The organism is Rheinheimera oceanensis (assembly GCF_018831085.1).
In the GTDB taxonomy this organism is placed as follows: Bacteria; Pseudomonadota; Gammaproteobacteria; order Enterobacterales; family Alteromonadaceae; genus Alishewanella; species Alishewanella oceanensis.
Window position 1 is genome coordinate 691,992 of record NZ_JAGPNM010000001.1, and the last position, 21,155, is coordinate 713,146.

The following is a 21,155-nucleotide window of genomic DNA, read 5'->3' on the forward strand; positions in this document are numbered from 1 at the left end:
CGCTTAAAGAGTCACTAATGAGAAAAGACAGCCGTTTATCACGCATGCTGCACGTACTGGTGCATCTGCATCAGCTGCAACAAGCCGTTACGTCAGACCAACTGGCGTTAATGCTGCACACCAACCCGGTAGTGGTGCGCCGCACTATGTCATTGCTGCGTGAGCAAGGCTATGTCAGCGCGGTAAAAGGCCATGGCGGTGGCTGGACCTTAGCCAAACCACTGCACGAAATCACATTACTGGATATTCACCGCTCGCTAAGCGAAAGCTCGTTATTTACCATAGGCTTAACCGATGAGCACAATAACTGCCCGATAGAAAAAGCAGTAAATCTGGCCATTGATGATGTGTTACAGGAAGCAGAAACGCTGGTACTACAACGCTTTGGTGAGGTAACTCTGGATAAACTGGCGGCAGGCTACATACCCCGGTAATACCCTTGCTGGCGCAGTGCTTTACATAACTGTTATGCTGCCTGCACTTTGTTTGGCTGTACTACTAAAACCTGATAAGAACCAGATGAAAATTATTGTAAAAAGTTTACTTAAAGGCCTGGCAATCGTTCTGCCACTGGTTATCACTATCGAGCTACTGCGCTGGCTGTTGTTAACAGTTGAAACGGTATTAAACCCGGTATTGCAAATGGTATTACCGGGTGAATGGTACCTGCCGGGTATGGCAATACTGGGTTTTTTACTGGTATGTACCGCCATTGGCTACAGTTCGCGCTGGCCAAGCTTTAACTGGCTGTGGCAGGTACCCGGCAAAATTTTAATGAAGCTGCCCGGCACCAGGCAGGTATATGGCATGCTGCAGGACATTATTGACGTAATGGCAGGCAAAAACTTTACCGATGGCTCGGTAGTGATAGTTAAGCTCCCTTCGTCTGAAATTGAGTTAATTGGCATTGTTACCAAGCAAGGCGGCCAACCGCACGACCGCATGTCGTCACTAATGCAGGAAGAGCAGCTGGCGGTATTTATTCCGATGGCATACAACGTTGGCGGTTATACCATTATCATACCCCGCAGCTGCACGCGGAATATTGACATGAAACCCGCCGAAGCCTTACAGCTGGTACTCAGTGGCGGTTTGGGCAGTGCTAAAGCGCCGGGCTCATCAATACGTTAAAACGCCGGGCTTAACCCAGCAACATCCACAGCGCCACGCCAAACATCAGGCTGGCGCCAATGCGGTTTAAATACTGCACCCGGTTGGCTTTGCCAAAAAACAGCGCCAGCGCTTTACCGCCACTGGCATATAACAGCATAGATAAAAACTCCAGCAGCAAAATAATAGCCACCAGCACCAACAACTGCGGCCAAAACGCCAGTTGGGTATCTATAAACGGCGGTAACAGCGCCATATGAAAGGCCCAGCCTTTTGGGTTCGACACCGCAGTAACAAAGCCCTGGCTAAATAAGGTACGCCGCGCCATCAGCGGCGGCAGCTCACCCGCTTTAGGCAATGCCAGCTTACCTTTAGCACGCCACATTTGCAGGCCAATATAGCTAAGGTAGCAGGCACCAACAACTTTAAGCCACTGAAACACAGCCGGAAACTGCAGCATTATTGCCGCCACACCGCATACAGCCAGCACAGCCACCAGGCCCACACCCAGCATTTCGCCCCACATCATCCAAAAGGTACGCCGCACGCCCTGGCTCATGCCCAATGTCATCGCCAGTGTCATACACATACCCGGAGTTACCGAGACAAATAAAAACGTCGGAATAAAAGCACCCAGCAACGCCAGATTAACCATAGCCACCTCAACAGCAAAGTAGCGCTATTCTGGCGGGTTGTATCAGCGCCAGCAATAGGGTTAGGCAGAGTTTTTAAGCGCCTGATCGAAACCTTTATTATTCAAACCAGTTCTCTACAACAAGACCGGCAACACGGGAAAACTCACTAACGTTGCGCGTTACCAGTATTGCCCCTGAAGCTTTTGCGCTGGCAGCAATAAGGTTATCCAGCGGGCCTATCATTCGGCCCTGCTGTTCCAAATCGGCGCGCACATCCGCGGCAATACGGGCTGCTTTGGCATCAAAAGGGATAATTTGAATAACTTTTAATAGCTCATTAAGTTGATCACGTCTTTTAGCCGGGGCCTGCGATTTAGCAATACCTGTTTCAAGTTCAAACAATACCACCGCGGGTAATAAAATATCGCTTGGGGCCTTTGCTAAAAGTTTTTGCTCAACCTTACCCATTCCTTTAAAGAAGTAAATCAGTGTGTTGGTATCCAGCGCATATTTCATAGCGGCTCTCGCGGAATGTCTTTGCCTTGTTCTGCGCGGATCTCTTCCTGCTGCGGAAACACCTGCCAGCTGCCAGCCATCTCCCGCACAGATAAAGGCCAGTCAGTATGGCAATGCTGTCGGATAAGATCTGCAATCCATTGGCTTTGCGATACCTTCGCCTCTGCGGCAGATTGTTTCACTTGCTGGATTAATTCGTCATCCAGATAAATAGTAATTTGCGCCATAGCCCCCTCCAACAACACATATAAGTACAAGTATAATTTTACTGAGCGTAAATGCAAAATATTGACATGAAAAAATTTCCACCCTCTGTCGAATCCTGCCCTGCTGCTTCGACTAAGCTGTGATACGTCAAACTAATGCGTTTAACACAGGGGGTTAAGTATGTCAGGCAATACCGTAACACTGCACCGGGTTATAAAAACCACACCAGAGCGGTTGTACCGCGCTTTTTTAGATGCCGATGCGCTGGCAAAATGGTGCCCGCCGCATGGTTTTACCGGCAAGGTGCATAGCATGGATGCAAGGGTAGGTGGTGGTTATAAAATGAGTTTTACCAACTTTAATACCGGCCAGAGCCACAGCTTTGGTGGCACTTATCTTGAGTTAAAACCAAACGAGCTGATCCGCTATAACGACCAGTTTGATGACCCAAGCCTGCCGGGTCAGATGCTGGTTACTATCCGGCTAAAGCCGGTACTGTGTGGCACTGAACTGCATATTGAACAAAGCGGTATACCCAAGGCAATACCGCTGGAGTTTTGCTATGCCGGCTGGCAGGAGTCATTACAATTGCTGGCATTTTTAACCGAGCCGGAAATACCGGATCAAAACGCCGGCTAACTGCCACGCCGCACTATTGCTGTTGCAGCCACTCTCTGGGGCTGGCACCGGTTTTACGCCGGAACGCCCGCGCCAGTGCGGACGGGCTTTCGTAGCCCACTTCATCAGCAATTAAGGCAATAGGCCGGCCTTCGCGCAGGCGCTTTTGTGTCAGGCTAACGCGCCAGCTTAGTAAGTAGTCAGCCGGGGTTTTGCCTACTACTTTATGAAACTGTGCCGCAAAGCTGGCGCGCGACATACTGGCCGCGCTGGCCAGTTCAGCCACCGACCAGGGCTTGGCCGGCTGGTCGTGCATTAGCGTAACCGCGCGGGCTAAGCGTAAATCGGCCAGCCCCGCCATCATACCGGATGACATGCTGCTACTGGCCATAACATGGCGTAGCAACTGGATCATCACCAGCTCAAACAGCCGGTTTAACACCGCATTTTTACCGCAGTTTTGCTCTGCGGCTTCGCTGAACAACCACAATACGCTGTCGGTCAGGATGGGTAATTCATTAACCGGCAGCAACATATAATCGGGTAAAGCCGTGGTTAACGGGTTATCCAGGCCACCATCGAAACTTACCGCCGCACCGACAAGCTGGGTATTGTCTGTCGGCACCGCACTTAACTGGTGTTTACAGGGCCGGGGAATAAACAGCAGGCTGGGCTGGCTGATAACAATATCCTGCTTTGCTATATGCAAGCGTGCCTTGCCGGTATTAAACAAATACAGCTTGCCACTACGCTCCTGTGCGCCATAGGCCAGTTCACCACTAAAAGTGCCGGCATAAAAGGTTGTGGCGTGCATACCAAATTGCGCCAGTAAGGTTGAAAGCCTGTCCATACCCATCTCCAATTAGACCATCTGCAGCATAATTTAGACAATATGGCGCCAAAAGACAAGGTTAACCGCCTAATATACTCCCAACGCTCACAAATGAGCTGAAGCTAAGCAGTACGTCACTTTAGGCATGACGTTAACCAACGAAAACACTATTAACTTAAAAGGAATACATTATGACTAAGTTCAAATTTCGCCACATCGCTGCTGCTATTGTTACTACAGCGTTGACATTAAGCAGTGCCGCCTTTGCCGCAGAAAAACCCACTGTTGTGCTGGTACATGGCGCCTTTGCTGAATCGTCCAGCTGGAACGGCGTAGCCGCTAACCTGCAGCAACAAGGCTACCCGGTGGTTGCCGTTGCTAACCCACTGCGCAGTTTAACTGCCGACGCCGACTATGTTGCCAGCCTGGTAAAACAAACCAGCGGCCCGGTTGTACTGGTTGGCCACTCGTACGGTGGCGCGGTGATCAGCAACGCAGTGCAGGACAACACTAATGTTACCGCTCTGGTATATGTTGCTGCCTTTGCCCCGGAGCAAGGCGAAACGGTACTGGAATTGTCTGGCCGTTACCCCGGCAGTACTTTAGGTTCAACACTGGCAGCGCCGGTGATACTAAAAGACGGCAATAAAGACTTATACATCCAGCAAGATAAGTTCGGCGAGCAGTTTGCTGCCGATGTACCGGCGGCCGACGCCGTGCTGATGGCCGCTACCCAGCGCCCTATTACTGAATTGGCATTAACAGAGCCCGCCGGCCAACCTGCCTGGCACACAGTACCGTCATGGGCCATTTATGGTACTGCCGACAAGAATATTCCGGCAGTTGCAATGAAATTTATGGCACAGCGGGCTAAGGCAAAAAAAATCGTTGAAGTGCCGGATGCTTCTCATGTGGTGATGACATCTCACCCGGACAAAGTCGCCGCGCTGATTGTTGAAGCAGCCACGGCCACCACGAAATAACCGCCGCTAACTGCGGCACACTGAACCGATATTGAGACTAAACGAGCATAAACTAACTGAATAAATTAAGGAAACTACCATGAAAACATTAAACACTATTGTCACAGCCAGCCTGTTAGCCTTAAGTATCGGCAATGCGTTTGCCGCCGGCTCACCGGGTGTTGAAACTCAGACCCAGGGCTTTTTAAATGCGTTAGCCCAGGGCGGCGGTAAACCACTGGAACAGTTATCTGTCGCCGATGCCCGTGCTGTGCTGGTGGGAGCGCAACAAGGTGCTACCTTACCGGCAGCCGACGTTAGCGAAAAAACCATTAACGTTGATGGCCAGAGCATTAAGCTGGTAATTGTTAAACCCAAGGGCGCAAAAGGCACCTTACCGGCCTTTATGTTCTTCCACGGTGGTGGCTGGGTGTTGGGTGATTACCCCACGCATGAGCGTTTAATTCGTGACTTAGTAGTGCGCTCTGGTGCCGTAGCAGTGTATGTAGATTACACCCCGTCACCGGAAGCGAAATACCCAACAGCAATTAACCAGGCTTATGCAGCAACAAAATGGGTGGCAGAGCATGGTAAAGAGATTGGTGTGGATGGCAGTCGTTTAGCGGTAGCCGGTAATAGCGTTGGCGGCAATATGGCCGCGGTAGTGGCCTTAAAAGCGAAAGAACAGGGCACTCCGGCGCTGAAGTTCCAGTTGCTGCTGTGGCCGGTAACCGACGCCAGCTTTAACAATACCTCGTATCAAACTTATGCCGAGGGCCATTTTTTAACCCGTAATATGATGCAGTGGTTTTGGGATAACTACACCACCAGTCAGGAGCAGCGTAACGATATTTATGCCTCGCCACTGCGTGCTACAACAGAGCAGCTAAAGGGGTTGCCACCGGCGTTAATTCAAACGGCAGAAATGGATGTACTGCGTGATGAGGGCGAGGCTTATGGCCGCCACCTGAATGCCGCCGGTGTCACCGTAACCTCAGTACGCTACAACGGTATGATCCACGACTTTGGCTTGCTGAATGTATTAAGTAACGTACCGGCAGTACAGGACGCCTTAGATCAGGCAGGCCGCGAGTTAAAAGACCATCTTAAGTAAACCCACCGCCCGCAGAAAAGGCCCCCTCCCGGGGCCTTTTTGTTTTATACCGTCAGCCCATAAACTGCTAGGTTTGCAGCCGCGTAGCGCTAAAGCGGTTTAGTAACTGGTGCATCAGATACACGGCAATTAAGGTACAGATCACCGAAATAGCCACCGAGCTAAAGCGATACAGCGCGCTGTATACCAGATCTTTTTCTGGCGTAAGATATTGGCCAAATAAAATGCCCATTGTGGTCATAGCACCAAAACCGGCACCGGCCTGGCCGCCTTCAAACATATGATGCCGGGCAAACAGCATGATGCTAAGCCATATTGCCAGCGCGACAAACAGCAGCACTCCGGCATGGTTATACAACAGCAATTGGATCAGCAAACCGGCGTTACAGCCCACTAAAGTACCGATTGCCCGGTTCCAGCCTGCTTTACCGGCACCGTGCCAGTTTAGCGGAAACAATACCAGCACCGATGCCACCTGCGCTGACAACGAATCTACCAGATCAAAGCTTTGAAACACCAAAAACGATAAAGTTGCCACAGTGGTAGCCAGGATCACTTCATGGCGCTGGTTACTCAGCGGTTTAACCGGCAGCTGCCGCCCTTGCCTTGGTGCAGTGTCGGGAAACAGGGTATACATTAAAAAGGTAATAAACAGGGTAACAGCACCGGCCACCAGATTAGACATCACAATATCGCTGACCTGGGTAACAGGCGCCGGATAACTGGCAAAGTGCAGTTGCATTGATAAACCCACCATGGTCATGGCGCCAAACAAAAAATTAACCCCACGTGTCATACAGCGAAATAAAAAGCCAAACTGCAAAATAACCAAAAGTGTCATCGCCAGTGGCTTATCACCAAACAGGCCCTGCAATACCAAAATACTGATACTGACAAACAGCGTACTGGCAATAAACTGGCGCAGTATATGGGCATTAAGCACCGGTACCAGCCCCAGCAATAACATGGGGTTAACGACAAAAAAAGTACCGTAACTCCAGCCCATTAGCTTACACAGCACAAAACCCAAAGTACCGGCAAAAGCAATACGCAAACACTGGCGCAGATCGTTACTGCTTAGCTGCAATTTTTGTGGCGTAATGCTCAGGGGCGAAGACATAGCCGCTACCTTAATAGATATAATGCAGCAGGCTGACAAACTGCGCCTGCGCCTGCCCCAACCAGCGGGCCGGGCCACCTACCGGATACAACTGCACCGTGGCACGTGCGCCGCTTGGCAAAGCTGCCAGCACCTGATCATTATCCTTTAATGCCAGATGCAAACGCAGATACTGGGCATCGCGCACCCAGCGATCAGAACTTTCCGGGTTAGCCAGGCTGCCATCGGCCGGTAACTGGCCGTCTTTTACCCCGGCATCAACCGACGCTACTGTGGCCGCAAACACCTGGCCTGGCAGGCTGTCAAACATGACACTGGCCGCAGTACCCACGCTAACCTTCATCAACGATTTTTCCCGAAAATCAGCAATAATATCGGCTTTCGCTGCCACCAGCGCAGCCAGGGCTTTACCGGCGGTAGCATAGTTACCGGGCAGCAATTGCAGGTTACTGATAACGCCATCTACTTTGGCCTGCACTGCAGTGTACTGCAGGTTTAGCCTGGCATTGGCTAAGTTATTGCTAGCCTGGCGCAGCAACAGGTTGTCATCACCGGCAGCACCACGGCGCACCACCAGCTCATTTACCTGAGCTTTAGCAGCCTCTACCTGTGCCAGTGCGCCGGTGTAATTGGCCCGGGTTTGATCAACTAACTGCTGCGATACACTTTTGCTGCCAATAAGTTGCCCCAGCCGCTTTACTTCCAGCGCCAGCTCATCGGCACTGGCCTGATGCGCGGTTACACTTGCGCGGGCTGCGACAATAGCGGCCTCCAGTTGAGCGTTTTCCTGCTTTGCGGCTTCAAGCGCCAATTCGGCTTTGTCTATCGCCAATAAGTAAGCGCGCTGGTCCAGCGTAAACAACGTATCACCGGCTTTTACCGGCTGGTTGTTTTGCACCAGCACTTGGGTTATCTGGCCGCTTACATCGGGCGCTATAGCAACCACAGGGTGCATTACCCGCGCCTGGGTACTTAGCGGCATCCAGATATCTGCACAAATAAAATAAACAAAGGCTATAACAAATACCGCTAAAGCCCCCTGTACCCAACGTTTAAAAATCTGATCCGGTGTCATGCTTTATTCTCTGTAGCGGTAGCGAGCAGCAAAGTACGGGCGTTACGCTCCATAATATCTAACGACTGCATTAACTGCTGTACCGCAGCCGGGGTTAAATCCTGGTACAGTGCCTGGCGGATTTGCATCGTGCGCTCAATCAACTGCGCCAACATATGCTGGCCGGCGGCGGTGAAATACAAGCACTGCGCTCTTTTATCGGTAGGGTGTGGCTGGCGCTGCAGCATGTCCTGCTCTACCAGTTGGCTGAGCGTACGGCTTAGCGACGGCATTTCTATACCCAGCTCCTGCGCCAGAGCCTGCTGGGTTGCGCCTTCGCCCAACATTTTCAGGTGTAACATCGCTGTCCAGCGTGCCTCTGTCATACCCAGCGATTGCACCGACGCAGTAATAGCACTGCGCCATAAACGATGCACCCGGCCTATCTGGTTGCCCAACGGCACTTTCAGCATGGCTTTCATCTCGGTCAGGTTGGTTATTTCAGTCATTACATGCCCGGCAATTAGTTAGCATGCTAAGTATTATATGGTCAGCAATATACTTAGCAAGCTAACTAATTTGTTATTGCGTTGAACTGCACAGGGGTTACGTTAAACGCAGCAACATGGCTGCCACTGCAGGTTCAATGCTATAGTGACGCCATATTTAACGCTGCCACTGGCAGCCTTTATTACAGGAATACGCATGAACACTATTTACCATATCGGCACTGTGGGCCAACCCTGGGGCGCAGCAGAAAAAGCGCAATGGCTTAGCGAACAACAGATAAAACGCAGTTTCTTCGACGATGTACTACCGGCAATTACAGCACTGCAAAACGAGTTTGATGTTGAGCAATACGGCGAGCTGAATTATCAGCACGTTTGCGGCAAAACCTACCCGCTGTATGCAGTAAAAAGCCGCAACTGGCAAAACGATAAGCCGACTATTTTAGTTACCGGTGGTGTACATGGCTATGAAACCAGTGGTGTACATGGTGCGTTGCGTTTTTTACAAACCCAGGCCAAAGCTTATAGCAACAAAGTAAACGTATTGGTGCTGCCCTGTATCAGCCCCTGGGGTTATGAAACCATTAACCGCTGGAACCCAGAGGCGATAGATCCGAACCGCAGCTTTAGCACCGGTGGCAAAGCCACTGAAGCGCAGCAGGTGCGGCAATATCTGGCCCACCTGAACACCCATTTTGCGCTACATATTGATCTGCACGAAACGACTGATTCAGATAACAGCGAGTTTCGCCCGGCCAAAGCTGCCCGCGATGGCACAGTAAATAACAACTGGAATATTCCGGATGGTTATTACACGGTAGATGATGCCGAACACCCTTGCCCGGCGCTGCAAAAAGCTATTATCGACAGCGTAGCCAGGGTGACGCATATTGCCGAAGCAGATGAAAACGGCGAGCTAATTGGCGAGAAGATCGCGCAGTTTGGTGTAATTAACTATGCCAAAGCCAGCTTAGGTTTATGTGGCAGCGTAACCGATGCCCCGTTGGTTAGCACCACAGAAGTATACCCTGACAGCCCAAGCGCCACGCCGGAGCAGTGTATTCAGGCCCAGGTGGCAGCGGTAACCGGTGCACTGGAATATTTGCTGCAGCAAAATTAACTAATACTCTGCCGGGGCAACCTGCAGTAAATGCTCAATAAGCAAACGCAGCCGCAGCGGTTGGTTATCTCGATCGCGGTATAACAGATAAGTTTTACGCAGCGGCCCCAGCCAGTCTGTGGCCAGCGCGACCAGCCTGCCCTGCTGCATATGCTCCTGCACTACCCGGCGCGGTAAATAACCAATACCTACGCCGGCCTCAACTGCCTGCATGGCAATATTCATATCATCAACAAACAGCCGGACATTGCCTTGCGGACGAAAGTCAACGTGCTCGCGGCGCTGCTGATGCTCAAAACGCCAGACATTAATCGGGTTGCTGACAACCAGCGGATAATTAATCAGTTCAGACGGGTGCTGAATGTGATGCCACTGCGTTGCCTGACTGGCAGCACACAGTAACGATTGCACATTGGTCAGCGGCCGGGCAATCCAGCCTTGCAATGCAGGCTCACCTACGCGAATAGCTAAATCGATAGCTTGTTCGCCAACGTCAATCAGCCAGTTTGACATACGAATATCTAAATCAATTTTCGGGTAGCGTAACTGAAACTGATTCAGTGCGGTTGCCAGCCAGCGGTACATGGTATTAACCGGCACCGCGACTCTAAGCGCACCAGCAGGTTCATGCTTTTCAGCATGCAAATCGCCGGAAATGTCGTTCAGCTCAGTAAACAATGGCCCGCAACGCTCAAAATACTGCTGCCCGGTACCGGTCAGGTTAATACGATGCGCATCGCGGTGCAGCAGGCGTAGCCCTAATGCTTGTTCCAGCGCATTAATGCGCCGGCTTAGCGTAGACGGCGGAATACCTACCTGCTCTGCCGCCTGGCGAAAACTGCCGGCTTGCGCCACCAGCCAAAACAGCCGCATATCATCCAGAGAATAATTAGGTTTCATTTTTGGCATTTAACCTGCTATTAGTTGGCATTTATTTTATTTATGAAACAAATAAACTATACGGCAAGTTAAACTGCCAGAGCAATGCTATGAGCCGCCAATCGCCAATCGCTACTATTTTATTGTTGTTAATCAGTATATTTTGCTGGGGCAGCGTGTTTCCTGTGTCAAAACTGGTGCTGGATCAGATGTCACAAAACTCCCTGGTAGTATGGCGCTTTAGTATCGCCGCGCTATGTCTGGTGCTGTGCCTGCTGGTTAAGCGTGAGCGCTGGCCGCAACTGAGTGTGAAGCAATACGCCTGGTTGCTGTTTATCAGCGTGATAGGTGTAGGCGGCTTTAATTTATTGCTGTTTACCGGCGTTAAACATACTGCAGCCACTAATGGCGCACTGGTGATGGCATTAAGCCCTTTAGTTACCTCATTAATGGTGGCTGCGCTGTCACGCAAGTGGCTTAGCCGCTCGCAAAGTGTCAGCCTGGTAATAGGCTTAGCTGGCGTATTGCTGGTTATTACCAAAGGCAGTTGGCAAGCCCTGCTGCAGTTTGAGTTTAACCGCGGCGACATCACTATTATCGCCGCTATGCTGTTATGGTCGGCCTACACCACGGCATCACAAAAAATGACCACCTGGTTGCCACTGTTGCCTTTTACGTTAATCAGCATGTTAGCAGGCGATGCCTTTATTCTGGGCTTTAACAGCATACAGGGCGATATTCATCCGGTTACAGAACTGCTGCAACTGCCGCTGCAGGGAATATTGGCAGTGGTTTATATCGGCGTGTTTGGCACTGTAATAGGGTATTTATTTTTCTTAAATGCAGTGCAGCGGCTGGGCTCTGCAACTGCGGCATTGTTTTTCAACTTAATTCCGGTGTGCGCGGCTTTAACAGCGCTGATGATGGGGCAAAAGGTTACATCTGTTCAGGTTACCGGTATGGCGGTTGTGTTGCTGGGCCTGATGCTGCCGCAGCTATTAAAACTAATACGCCAGCGTAACGCTGCACAAATACCAGCTAATCAGTAATGATAACGGCAGGAAATAACGGTTAGCGCATTACCGTCCACCGCATATACCAGCCGGTTGCTGTCATCAATACGGCGCGACCAGAAACCCGACAGATTTTCCTTTAGCGGCTCAGGTTTACCGATGCCGTTAAAGGGGCTGCGTTTCGCCTCGTTAATAAGTTTATTAATGCGTTTCAGCGTCTTTTTATCCTGGCTTTGCCAGTACAGATAATCGTGCCAGGCTTCGTCTGTCCATGACAATAAACGACTACTCATCCACCAGCTCTTTGTTTGTTACCTTACCCGCTTTGAACTGCGCAATAGAGCGCTGCAAATGTTCAGCGTTAGCCGGTGAGCGTAGCAAATGCACTGTTTCCATCAGGCTGTTGTAGTAATCCAGCGACATTACCACGGCATCTTCAGCATCGCGCCGCGTAATTACGGTGGTATCAGCGTCATTCACCACGGCATCTAGCACAGCTTTTAAGCTATTTCTGGCTTCGGTAAAAGATACAACTTTCATAAGGCCTCAACATTTACAATTAACCGCATAAGTATAGGCTTAAGCACCAGACTTGTACAGAGAATAGCACAGGTAAAATCTCATTAGACAAGAGCAGGTAAAGCAGTTACAGGTAAGCAAGATGCTTTCACCACAACGCCTTTTGTGCTCGCCACAGCAACTCGCCGCCACTTTCGTGGCGACTCAGACACTCTGTGGCTGTGCGCAAAAGGGTTCTGGTCGCATCTTGTTTTCGCAGGCCCGGCCTGTGCTATCAGTTACGCTGCGGAATACGCTCCAGCACCGCTAACAACAATTGCCAGTATTGACCTACGGTGGTGATATTAACCATTTCATCCGGGCCGTGCGGGAAGCGGATAGTGGGGCCGATGGATACCATATCCATATCCGGGTAAGGTTTTTTAAACAGGCCACATTCTAAACCGGCGTGAATAACCATAATCACCGGATCTTTGTGGTAAATGTCTTTGTAGGTTTGGTTTACTATCGCCATTACCGGTGAATCCGGGTTGGGTTTCCAGCCAGGGTAGGCACCGCTGAATTTCACTTCTGCGCCAGCTAATTGTGCCAGTGAGCCAAGCATGCTTTGCACCTGCTCACGGCCGGAATCAATTAACGAGCGGATTAAACACAAAACCTGAACACTGTTATCTTTGGTGGTGATCACACCCATATTCAGCGAGGTTTCGGTAACACCGGCTACCTCATCACTCATGCGCATTACGCCATTAGGGCACACATTTAGCAGATTGATAAGCGTGCTTTGTGCTGCTGGCGTTAATACCTGCGCCGGTGTGGTTACTTCGGCCAGGCTTAGTTTTAATGCTGGCTCTACGGCGGCCAGTTCCAACTGTAACAGTGCCTCAAACTCTGCTACGGCCTGTTGTAACAGCGCCAGCTTTGCCGCCGGTACTGTTACAGTAACACTGGCTTCACGCGGAATGGCATTACGTAAAGAGCCGCCGTTAAAGGCTGCTACAGCCAGTTGCAAAGCTATTGCCTGGTCGGCCAAAAAGCGCGCCAGCAGTTTATTGGCGTTACCACGGCCTAAATGAATATTCACACCCGAATGGCCGCCTTTTAACCCGGTTAAGCTTAAAGTAAACGCCGTTACGCCGCTTGCAGGTACCTGCCACTGTGTTGGTACGGTAAATTCAGCGTCTACGCCTCCGGCGCAGCCCATGTAAATTTCACCTTCCTGCTCTGAGTCGGTATTGATCAGAATTTCGGCTTCCAGCATGCCCGGCTCTACACCAAAAGCACCGGTCATACCGGCTTCTTCGTCTATTGTCAGCAGCACTTCCAACGGGCCGTGTTTAATATCGCTACTGCCTAAAATAGCCAGTGCCGAAGCCATACCAATACCGTTGTCAGCACCTAAGGTAGTACCGTTGGCTTTTACCCAATCGCCATCAATATAAGCTTCTATAGGGTCTTTGGTGAAATCATGCACTTTGTCGGCGTTTTTCTGCGGCACCATATCCAGGTGCGCCTGGATCACCGCGGTTTTGCGGTTTTCAAAACCGGCTGTCGCTGGTTTTTTAATGATCAGGTTACCAACTTTGTCTTCCAGTACGCTTAAGCCTTTATCACGAGCCCAGGCCTGTATGTGCTGGCTCAAGGCTTGCTCGTGCTTGGATGGGTGCGGGATGGCACATATTTGGGCGAACCATTGCCATAACGGCTGCGGATATAAACTTGATAATGCTGACACTGCAGGCTCCTGTATTACTGACGCGGCAAAAAAACTTACCGGCGAAAAGGCGGCTATTTTAGCACAGCGGGCTGCAGGCTTCACAGTGTCGCGGCTAACGCGAAAATATCAGCCGTGCTGTGTAGTAAAGTCTTTGTTACTGATGGCGTGCAGTGTACCGGCTGCCAGTAAACTGGTTATTGAAGTAGTATCGGCCGATGTGCCGGCAGGCTGAACTGAGACAGGTAGCAGTAACAGATAACCATCGCGGCCATGCTCTTTTACCCAGTACAACGCCTGATCAGCCAGGCGCAGGCTATGTTGCCAGTTGCAATCGGTTAACTGCGCAATGGCACCAATTGAGCAGGTTAGCGGCTGTTGCAAGGCCATATTTTTCTGCCAGGGGTATTGGCGGATCGCATCCTGAATACGCTGTAACACGAGCTCGGCATCTTCACTGTGTTCGAGGATCAATAAGAACTCTTCCCCACCCCAACGAATAACGTGATCAGAGCTGCGGCTGTTCTGCCGCAGAATATCGGCCACTACCATTAATATATTGTCACCGGTTTGATGGCCCAGGCTGTCATTGATGCGTTTAAAGTAATCCAGATCAAGCAAAACCCAAATCAGTGGTTCGGCATGACGGTTGGCACGCGCTAATACCTGCTGAATATTACTGTCCAGATAATGCCTGTTGTGCAGCCCTGTAAGCGCATCCTGCATGCTCATCAGCTGCAGTTTTTCATTGGCCTGGTGTAACTCGCGGGTACGGTCAGCTACCAGTTTGGCTAACTGGCGCTGCGAGCGGGCCAATGCCAGTAAACGCCAACGATACAGCCCCCACAACAACAATATAAACAACACAGCTAATACACCACGCGCCCAGGCGGTTTCGTGCCAGTAAGGCGTTAGGCGTATATCCATGGTTACTGCGTCACTCCAGCGGTAATCGGCCGCCACCCGTACCTGCACATTAAAGCTGTAATGGCCGGGTGGCAGGTTGGTGTAAAACGCCTCCCGCCGGTTGCCAGCATCAATCCAGTGGGCGTCGTAACCTTGCAACTGATAGCGAAACTGCACTGATGACGCCTGCACATAGTAAGGTGCGGTAAAGCGGAAATGCCAGTCGCGCTGCTCTGGTGCCAGCCGGGCTTCGCTATTGCGATAATACTGTTCATCGGCAATTAAACTTTCCAGTACAGGTTCAGGCAAAGGGCCATGCTGAATGAGTTGCTGCAGCGGCAGAGATACCACGCCGTCCAATGTTGGATACCATACCCGCCCCTGATGCACTGCACCTTTGCTACTGCCGGCACCATTACAGCAACGATGTGAATCAGTGGCGGCTTCCGGCCTGCGGTCGTCCACTAACATATATAACTGCTCTACGCGACCTTGCAGCAAACCAGCATAATTTACACGGTAAAATCCCTGAAAATTGCTGATCAATAATTGATTGCCAACCAATTCAGCATGCAATGCTCCGCTGCCAGGCAAGCCATTTTGCTGGTTAAACCATTGCCACTGCCCCGGCTGCCCCAACACGAACCCCTGATCCAGGCCGCCCACCAGAATATTGCCATCGGCAAATTCTACGATGGTACTAACAAAACTACCCGACAACGGCATATCGTCAACCCGGCTAAAGCCATTGGCATCACGTATATACAGGCCGTTTTCGGTGCCAACCCATAGCCGTTGCCGGCTATCGGGATACACCATGCGTACTTTAGCCTGGCGCAGGGCTTCTGGCACCTCAGACTGTTGCAGCTCATCCTGCTGCAAATAGAACAAACCACCGTTGGTCCCAACCCAAATACGTTCATCTTCCTGCGCCAACGTGGTTACCAGCAAATGCGCTATAGCATCATAATTACGCTGCCAGGCCAGCGTTACACCGTCCAGTTGGCTTAAACCGCCGCGGGTGCCTACCCACAGCCGCTGCTGCGTGTCCAGCAACAAGCTATATACAAAGTTGTTTGGCAAATACTGATTGGCAGTCAGTGGCTGAAACTGGCCGTATTGCAGTAAGGCTAAACCATTACTGGTACCTGTCAGCAAATGTTGCTGCCAGGGCAGCAGTGCCCAAACATAAGGATCCGGTATACCCTGTGCCCGGCTAAAGCGCTGGGTTGATGCGCGGCGTAACCGTTTCAAGCCGTGAGAATGACTACCCAGCCACAAATTGCCGTGCTTGTCCTGCAACATGCTTTCTACCCAGACAAAATCGCCATCTTTATCACTGACAAAATCAGTTTCAACTAATACGCCTTTGTGCAGGTTGTAAAGCTTTTCGTAGGTGGTTACCCATAGTCGCTGCTGTGGATCCCGGTAGAGTAATTCTATGCGGGTATCCGTTGGCTGCCCCGGTAAGGTTAGCTTTTGCCACTGTTTATTCTGCCAGCTGAACAAGCCCATATTCGAGCCCAGATACACATTTGCGCCCTGCACGGCAATTTCAGAAATTTGCAAAGCCGACACCTGCTCAGGTGCCGGATGCCACTGGTACCCATCAGCATTCAGCGTGGCAAAACCGTTTAGTGCGCCAATCCATACCGTGTCATGCTGCTGATGCAGCTGAAATACCTGGCCATGGTGTTCAACTACCGGCTGTAATTGTTTTAATTGCTCATGCCAGCGAAATAACTGCGTTGCGCCTATCAGCACTGTGCCATCTGCCAGCTCAGCAAAACTGCTTACCGCCCCCAGAGCATCCTGTTGTTGATCCAAACGGCTGAACTCATGTTGCTGCAACCGCACCAGGCCATTAACAGTGCCAACCCATAGCCGTTGCTGTGCATCTATATGCAGCGCTGAAATCAGGTTAGAGGGTAACGTCGGCGTATTGGCGGTGTTGTATACTTTGAAATTAAGGCCATCAAAACGGGCCAGGCCGTTTTGCGTACCCAGCCAGATAAAACCCTGGGCATCTTGTGCTATTGCTGTAACTGAAATTTGTGGTAAACCCGCTTCTACCGACCAGATACGGTATAAGTAATCATCCTGTGTCAGCACCAAAGCTGTTGCCTGTGGCACACTCAGGCAACTTGGTAAAAGGGAAAAAAGTAACACCAGATGACACCAACGCACTTTATTAATATCCGCTACCTGCAAAAAGTTAATTTCAATCCGACTTTACTATAGCTTGCTTTAAAGCCCACCACAGAAACCTGACGAATGGTATTTTTTACAGCATTAACGGTCAGGTTGCAGCAATGGTCATACCAGTGTAAGCTCAAGCCAAATTTCAATACAGGAGCCATGCTATGGCTATTTCCCTGCGCAAAGCCAACTGGGGTTTAAAATTATTTGCCTGGCGTTATATTCCGCTGATTGGCTTTTGTTCGCCGAAAATTGTACGTATGAACAGCAAAACGCTGGAAGTTATCATGCCGCATAGTTGGCGCACTAAGAACCATTTAGGCAGTATTTATTTTGGCGCTTTGGCTATAGGTGCTGATTTAGCCGGCGCTTTTTTAGTGTTTAGCAAAGCCAAAGCGCGTGGCGTAAATGCTAATTTTGCCTTTAAAGATGTGCAGGGCCAGTTTTTAAAACGGCCGGAAGCAACCGTGCACTTTACCAGCCATGATGGTGATATTATTGACGCCATGATTGATGAATCGTTAGCCACAGGCGAGCGTATTAACAAGCCGGTGTCGGTGGTGGTTACCTGCCCGACTTTACATGGTGACGAGCCGATGGCAACTTTTACGCTGACGTTATCGGTTAAAGCTAAAAAGCAAAAGAATTAACCGTTCCAGCTCTGGGGCTCCCGGAGCCGGTATACCCACATCAACACGCCGTAAACCCATCCCTGGGGGCTCGATTATAAGCTTCATCCATGAAGCTTATCCTGGCGGACCAGCAGAGCTGTTCAAATTCGCTCCAGGCGAATTTGTCAGCATCCTGGCCTGCAACGGTTGATTTAGGGTACACCGACTCCTTGCTAAACAATCTCATCTTATTTGCAGCAACAGCCAACAGCGTCTAAAATCCGCATTCTTTCATTTTCAGGCGTCAACCCCATGCAGGAACTTGCCGGTAATCTGTTTATTATTTCGGCGCCAAGCGGCGCCGGTAAATCCAGCCTGATCCAGGCGCTGTTAAAAAACCACAGCGATATGCAGGTTAGCGTATCACACACCACCCGTGCGCCACGTCCGGGTGAGCAGGATGGCGTGCACTATCATTTTATCAGCGTAGATCAGTTTAAAGCACTGATTGCACAGGATGAGTTTTTAGAGTGGGCCGAAGTGTTTGGTAACTACTATGGCACCTCAAAAAGCACTATTCGCACCAGCCTAAGCCAGGGTATAGACGTTTTTCTGGATATAGACTGGCAGGGGGCACGGCAAATCCGCCAGCAGGCACCGTCAGCTAAAGGTATTTTTATTCTGCCGCCCAGCCTTACTGAGCTGGAACAACGGTTAAACCAGCGTGGGCAGGATTCACCAGAAGTTATCGCCAAACGTATGGCACAGGCACGCAACGAAATGAGCCATGCTAACGAGTACGAGTACCTGATTATTAACGATAACTTTGACACTGCTTTAGCCGAGTTTGAGCGCATTGTGCTGGCACAGCGTAATAGCTACGGCAGCCAGGCCAGCAAACATAGCCCGTTGCTTAAGCAACTGTTGGCGAAAACAGCAAATTAGCGTAAACTATGCGGTCTTGTGATGGCCCGAACACTGGAGTGGTAAATGGCACGTGTAACTGTTCAAGATGCAGTAGATAAAATTGGTAACCGTTTTGACTTAATCCTGGTGGCCGCACGTCGTGCCCGTCAGTTAGCTGTTGAAGGGAAAGAGCCGCTGGTAGATATCGAAAACGATAAGCCAACCGTAATTGCCCTGCGCGAAATTGAAAAAGGCTTTATCACCAATTCAGTTCTGGATGAGCAAGAGCGTCGCGATCAGATCCAGCAGGAAGCGTCAGAAATGGCAGCCGTAGCTGCGATTATCGGTTCAGACCACTAAAATCCCTCGCCGTATGCAGGCCAGCGGCGTTTAGCCGTTGGCAACTGTGATAAATAGACGTATATTCATAATAAATCCCGCGCTTAACGGCGTGTTTTATTTGCTGTCGCAGTTTGGGAGCACAGGTGTATTTATTTGAAGGTCTGAAAAACCAGATTAGTGCCTATTTGCCGCCGGAGCAGGTTGCCCTAGTGCAACAAGCCTATGTAGTGGCAAGGGATGCGCACGCGCCACAAACCCGATCCAGCGGCGAGCCTTACATAACCCACCCTGTTGCCGTAAGCAGTATTCTGGCTGATATGCACATGGACCACGAAACCTTAATGGCCGCCCTGCTGCATGATGTCATTGAAGACACACCGGTAAGCAAAGAAGACTTAACCCGGCTGTTTGGTAATACCGTTGCAGAGCTGGTACAGGGAGTAAGTAAGCTTGATAAGGTAAAGTTCAAAGACTATCAGGAATTTGAAGTTACCAACCTGCAAAAAATGTTTATGGCCATGACGCAGGATATCCGCGTTATTTTAATTAAACTGGCCGATCGCACTCATAATATGCGTACTTTAGGTGCCCTGCGTCCCGAAAAACGCCGCCGTATTGCCAAAGAAACCCTCGAACTGTACGCCCCTATTGCTAACCGTCTGGGTATTCATAACATCAAAAACGAGCTCGAAGACTGGGGCTTTCAGGCGCTGTACCCTATGCGTTACCGTGCGTTGTCTACCGCGGTTAAACAGGCTCGTGGCAACCGGCGTGAGCTGCTGGAAAAAATTCAGCATGAAATTTTAGGCCGCTTAGAACAGGCTGGCATTAACGCTGAAGTTAGCGGCCGGGAAAAACACCTGTACAGCATTTACCGTAAAATGAAAAACAAAGAGCTGATGTTCAACGACGTCATGGACATTTATGCCTTTCGTGTAGTGGTAGAAAGCGTTGATCACTGTTACCGCACTTTGGGCGTGGTGCACAACCTGTACAAGCCGATTGAAATTCGCTTTAAAGACTATATCGCCATCCCAAAGCAAAACGGCTATCAGTCGCTGCATACCTCGCTAATTGGTCCGCACGGTATACCGGTAGAAATACAGATGCGTACCCGTGAAATGGACGAAATGGCCGACAAAGGTATTGCCGCCCACTGGATGTACAAAGCCAATGGCGAGCATCAGGACACCACAGCGCAAATCCGTGCCAGACGCTGGATCCAAAGCTTACTGGAATTACAGCAAAATGCCGGTAACAGCGCTGAATTTGTCGAGAACGTAAAATCAGAACTGTACCCGGACGAGCTGTATGTGTTCTCCCCCAAAGGTAAAATAGTTGAACTGCCGATTGGCGCCACAGCAGTGGATTTTGCTTACGCCGTACATACCGACATTGGTAACCGCTGCGTAGGTGCTAAAGTAGACCGCAGACCTTACCCGCTGAACAAACCGCTGGAAACCGGCCAGACGGTAGAAATTGTTACCAGCCCCGGCGGTAAACCCAACGCGAACTGGCTGAATTATGTGGTAACCAGCCGGGCTATTTTAGGCATTCGTAACTACCTGAAAAAACAGCAACAAAACGAATCTACTGGCCTGGGCCGGCGCTTGTTAAGTTCAGCGTTGGGCGAGGTAAAACTGGAAGATATCGCACCGGAGCGGATTGAACAGGTACTGCAAAACACCAAACAGAAATCATTAGACGAGCTTTGCAGCGAAATTGGCCTGGGTAATCAGCTCGCCATCGCCGTAGCGCGGCGCTTGCTGGGCGAATTTGATTCTGATGAGTCCAGCAGCAAAGATAACAACGGCCCGATGCCGAAAAGCAAAGCCTTTATTATTGGCTCTGAGGGTATGTTGCTGACATTCGGCAAATGCTGCCGGCCTATACCGGGCGATGATATTATCGCCAACGCGACACCGGGCAAAGGCCTGAACGTGCACCGGGCCGATTGCCGCAATATTAAAGGCTGGGACAAAGAGCCGGGTAAGTTTTTCCCGGTACGCTGGGATAAAACCGGCGATAAACAGTTCCTGTGCGATATCCGGGTATTTATTGTTAACCGTCAGGGCGTACTGGCTAAACTTACCACCCTGATTGCTTCGCAGGGGTCGAATATTCAGGACTTAGCCACCGACGATCGTGACACTGGTGAATACGTGATTAAAATTACGCTGTCAGTGCGTGACAGAGTGCATCTGGCCAACGTAATGCGCAAAATCCGCGTGATGCCAGACGTACAAAAAGTTTACAGAAGGAAATAAAC

General features: G+C 50.5%; 23 protein-coding genes. 11 read left to right on the plus strand and 12 right to left on the minus strand.

What is annotated here, in order from left to right; translation table 11 throughout:
* Nucleotides 1-17: 17 nt before the first annotated feature.
* Nucleotides 18-434, plus strand: coding sequence for an Rrf2 family transcriptional regulator (locus J3B89_RS03200; RefSeq protein WP_215396047.1), 417 nt, complete (start codon nucleotides 18-20; stop codon nucleotides 432-434).
* Between the two features lie 85 nt (nucleotides 435-519).
* Entirely contained in the window at nucleotides 520-1,131 is a 612-nt protein-coding gene (locus tag J3B89_RS03205; protein ID WP_215396048.1) for a DUF502 domain-containing protein, read from the plus strand.
* A gap of 10 nt (nucleotides 1,132-1,141) precedes the next feature.
* Here the strand turns inward: J3B89_RS03205 and J3B89_RS03210 are convergent, their stop codons facing one another.
* The 3 genes from J3B89_RS03210 to J3B89_RS03220 form a co-directional block, all read right to left on the minus strand.
* Complete coding sequence (locus tag J3B89_RS03210; RefSeq protein ID WP_215396049.1) at nucleotides 1,142-1,765, minus strand: LysE family translocator; 624 nt, start codon at nucleotides 1,763-1,765, stop codon at nucleotides 1,142-1,144.
* Nucleotides 1,766-1,862: 97 nt separating this feature from the next.
* Nucleotides 1,863-2,261, minus strand: a complete 399-nt coding sequence (locus J3B89_RS03215; protein ID WP_215396050.1) for a type II toxin-antitoxin system VapC family toxin — start codon at nucleotides 2,259-2,261, stop codon at nucleotides 1,863-1,865.
* Nucleotides 2,258-2,488, minus strand: a complete 231-nt coding sequence (locus J3B89_RS03220) for a ribbon-helix-helix domain-containing protein (RefSeq protein ID WP_215396051.1) — start codon at nucleotides 2,486-2,488, stop codon at nucleotides 2,258-2,260. Before J3B89_RS03220 ends, J3B89_RS03215 begins: the two co-directional genes overlap by 4 nt.
* Nucleotides 2,489-2,648: 160 nt before the next feature.
* On the opposite strand from J3B89_RS03220, the gene J3B89_RS03225 reads away from it, so the two are divergent.
* Nucleotides 2,649-3,107, plus strand: a complete 459-nt coding sequence (locus J3B89_RS03225) for an SRPBCC family protein (protein ID WP_215396052.1) — start codon at nucleotides 2,649-2,651, stop codon at nucleotides 3,105-3,107.
* A gap of 13 nt (nucleotides 3,108-3,120) precedes the next feature.
* On the opposite strand, the gene J3B89_RS03230 is transcribed toward J3B89_RS03225, so the two are convergent.
* A complete protein-coding gene (locus J3B89_RS03230; RefSeq protein WP_215396053.1) occupies nucleotides 3,121-3,936 on the minus strand; it encodes an AraC family transcriptional regulator in 816 nt (271 codons plus the stop codon).
* Nucleotides 3,937-4,109: 173 nt separating this feature from the next.
* Here J3B89_RS03230 and J3B89_RS03235 point away from each other — a divergent pair, with 173 nt between their 5' ends.
* Both J3B89_RS03235 and J3B89_RS03240 read left to right on the plus strand, forming a co-directional pair.
* Nucleotides 4,110-4,901: an alpha/beta fold hydrolase gene (locus J3B89_RS03235; RefSeq protein ID WP_215396054.1), complete on the plus strand. Its 792-nt coding sequence runs from the start codon at nucleotides 4,110-4,112 to the stop codon at nucleotides 4,899-4,901.
* A 79-nt stretch (nucleotides 4,902-4,980) separates the two neighbouring features.
* Nucleotides 4,981-5,994 carry an alpha/beta hydrolase gene (locus tag J3B89_RS03240; protein WP_215396055.1) on the plus strand — a complete coding sequence of 338 codons (1,014 nt, stop codon included), beginning with the start codon at nucleotides 4,981-4,983 and terminating at the stop codon, nucleotides 5,992-5,994.
* Between the two features lie 67 nt (nucleotides 5,995-6,061).
* On the opposite strand, the gene J3B89_RS03245 is transcribed toward J3B89_RS03240, so the two are convergent.
* Genes J3B89_RS03245 through J3B89_RS03255 form a run of 3 tightly spaced genes read right to left on the minus strand, consistent with a single transcriptional unit; the run spans nucleotide 6,062 to nucleotide 8,677 of the window.
* Nucleotides 6,062-7,114: a DUF2955 domain-containing protein gene (locus J3B89_RS03245; RefSeq protein ID WP_215396056.1), complete on the minus strand. Its 1,053-nt coding sequence runs from the start codon at nucleotides 7,112-7,114 to the stop codon at nucleotides 6,062-6,064.
* Nucleotides 7,115-7,124: 10 nt separating this feature from the next.
* On the minus strand, nucleotides 7,125-8,189 hold the full coding sequence (locus tag J3B89_RS03250; RefSeq protein ID WP_215396057.1) for an HlyD family secretion protein: 1,065 nt from the start codon (nucleotides 8,187-8,189) through the stop codon (nucleotides 7,125-7,127).
* Nucleotides 8,186-8,677, minus strand: coding sequence for a MarR family winged helix-turn-helix transcriptional regulator (locus J3B89_RS03255; RefSeq protein WP_215396058.1), 492 nt, complete (start codon nucleotides 8,675-8,677; stop codon nucleotides 8,186-8,188). Before J3B89_RS03255 ends, J3B89_RS03250 begins: the two co-directional genes overlap by 4 nt.
* Nucleotides 8,678-8,873: 196 nt before the next feature.
* Here J3B89_RS03255 and J3B89_RS03260 point away from each other — a divergent pair, with 196 nt between their 5' ends.
* On the plus strand, nucleotides 8,874-9,797 hold the full coding sequence (locus J3B89_RS03260; RefSeq protein ID WP_215396059.1) for a M14 family metallopeptidase: 924 nt from the start codon (nucleotides 8,874-8,876) through the stop codon (nucleotides 9,795-9,797).
* Here J3B89_RS03260 and J3B89_RS03265 read toward each other — a convergent pair whose 3' ends face one another.
* Entirely contained in the window at nucleotides 9,798-10,706 is a 909-nt protein-coding gene (locus tag J3B89_RS03265) for a LysR family transcriptional regulator (protein ID WP_215396060.1), read from the minus strand.
* Nucleotides 10,707-10,786: 80 nt separating this feature from the next.
* Here J3B89_RS03265 and J3B89_RS03270 point away from each other — a divergent pair, with 80 nt between their 5' ends.
* The gene (locus J3B89_RS03270; protein ID WP_215396061.1) at nucleotides 10,787-11,725 is read left to right on the plus strand and encodes a DMT family transporter; all 939 of its coding nucleotides are present in this window, start codon (nucleotides 10,787-10,789) and stop codon (nucleotides 11,723-11,725) included.
* Here the strand turns inward: J3B89_RS03270 and J3B89_RS03275 are convergent.
* The 4 genes from J3B89_RS03275 to J3B89_RS03290 all read right to left on the minus strand — a co-directional run bounded on the left by J3B89_RS03275 (nucleotide 11,719) and on the right by J3B89_RS03290 (nucleotide 16,961).
* A complete protein-coding gene (locus J3B89_RS03275; protein WP_215396062.1) occupies nucleotides 11,719-11,982 on the minus strand; it encodes a Txe/YoeB family addiction module toxin in 264 nt (87 codons plus the stop codon). The two genes, J3B89_RS03270 and J3B89_RS03275, sit on opposite strands and share 7 nt — an antisense overlap.
* Nucleotides 11,975-12,229: a type II toxin-antitoxin system Phd/YefM family antitoxin gene (locus J3B89_RS03280; RefSeq protein ID WP_215396063.1), complete on the minus strand. Its 255-nt coding sequence runs from the start codon at nucleotides 12,227-12,229 to the stop codon at nucleotides 11,975-11,977. Before J3B89_RS03280 ends, J3B89_RS03275 begins: the two co-directional genes overlap by 8 nt.
* Nucleotides 12,230-12,482: 253 nt before the next feature.
* On the minus strand, nucleotides 12,483-13,943 hold the full coding sequence (locus J3B89_RS03285; RefSeq protein ID WP_215396064.1) for an aminoacyl-histidine dipeptidase: 1,461 nt from the start codon (nucleotides 13,941-13,943) through the stop codon (nucleotides 12,483-12,485).
* 108 nt (nucleotides 13,944-14,051) lie between these two features.
* Nucleotides 14,052-16,961 carry a diguanylate cyclase gene (locus J3B89_RS03290; RefSeq protein ID WP_349814181.1) on the minus strand — a complete coding sequence of 970 codons (2,910 nt, stop codon included), beginning with the start codon at nucleotides 16,959-16,961 and terminating at the stop codon, nucleotides 14,052-14,054.
* 230 nt (nucleotides 16,962-17,191) lie between these two features.
* Between J3B89_RS03290 and J3B89_RS03295 the strand changes: the two genes are divergently transcribed.
* The 4 genes from J3B89_RS03295 to spoT all read left to right on the plus strand — a co-directional run bounded on the left by J3B89_RS03295 (nucleotide 17,192) and on the right by spoT (nucleotide 21,153).
* A complete protein-coding gene (locus J3B89_RS03295) occupies nucleotides 17,192-17,677 on the plus strand; it encodes a DUF4442 domain-containing protein (protein WP_215396065.1) in 486 nt (161 codons plus the stop codon).
* Between the two features lie 273 nt (nucleotides 17,678-17,950).
* Entirely contained in the window at nucleotides 17,951-18,583 is a 633-nt protein-coding gene (gene gmk / locus J3B89_RS03300) for a guanylate kinase (protein WP_215396066.1), read from the plus strand.
* A gap of 45 nt (nucleotides 18,584-18,628) precedes the next feature.
* Nucleotides 18,629-18,904, plus strand: a complete 276-nt coding sequence (rpoZ, locus tag J3B89_RS03305) for a DNA-directed RNA polymerase subunit omega (protein ID WP_215396067.1) — start codon at nucleotides 18,629-18,631, stop codon at nucleotides 18,902-18,904.
* A 125-nt stretch (nucleotides 18,905-19,029) separates the two neighbouring features.
* On the plus strand, nucleotides 19,030-21,153 hold the full coding sequence (gene spoT, locus J3B89_RS03310; protein WP_215396068.1) for a bifunctional GTP diphosphokinase/guanosine-3',5'-bis pyrophosphate 3'-pyrophosphohydrolase: 2,124 nt from the start codon (nucleotides 19,030-19,032) through the stop codon (nucleotides 21,151-21,153).
* Nucleotides 21,154-21,155 lie beyond the last annotated feature (2 nt).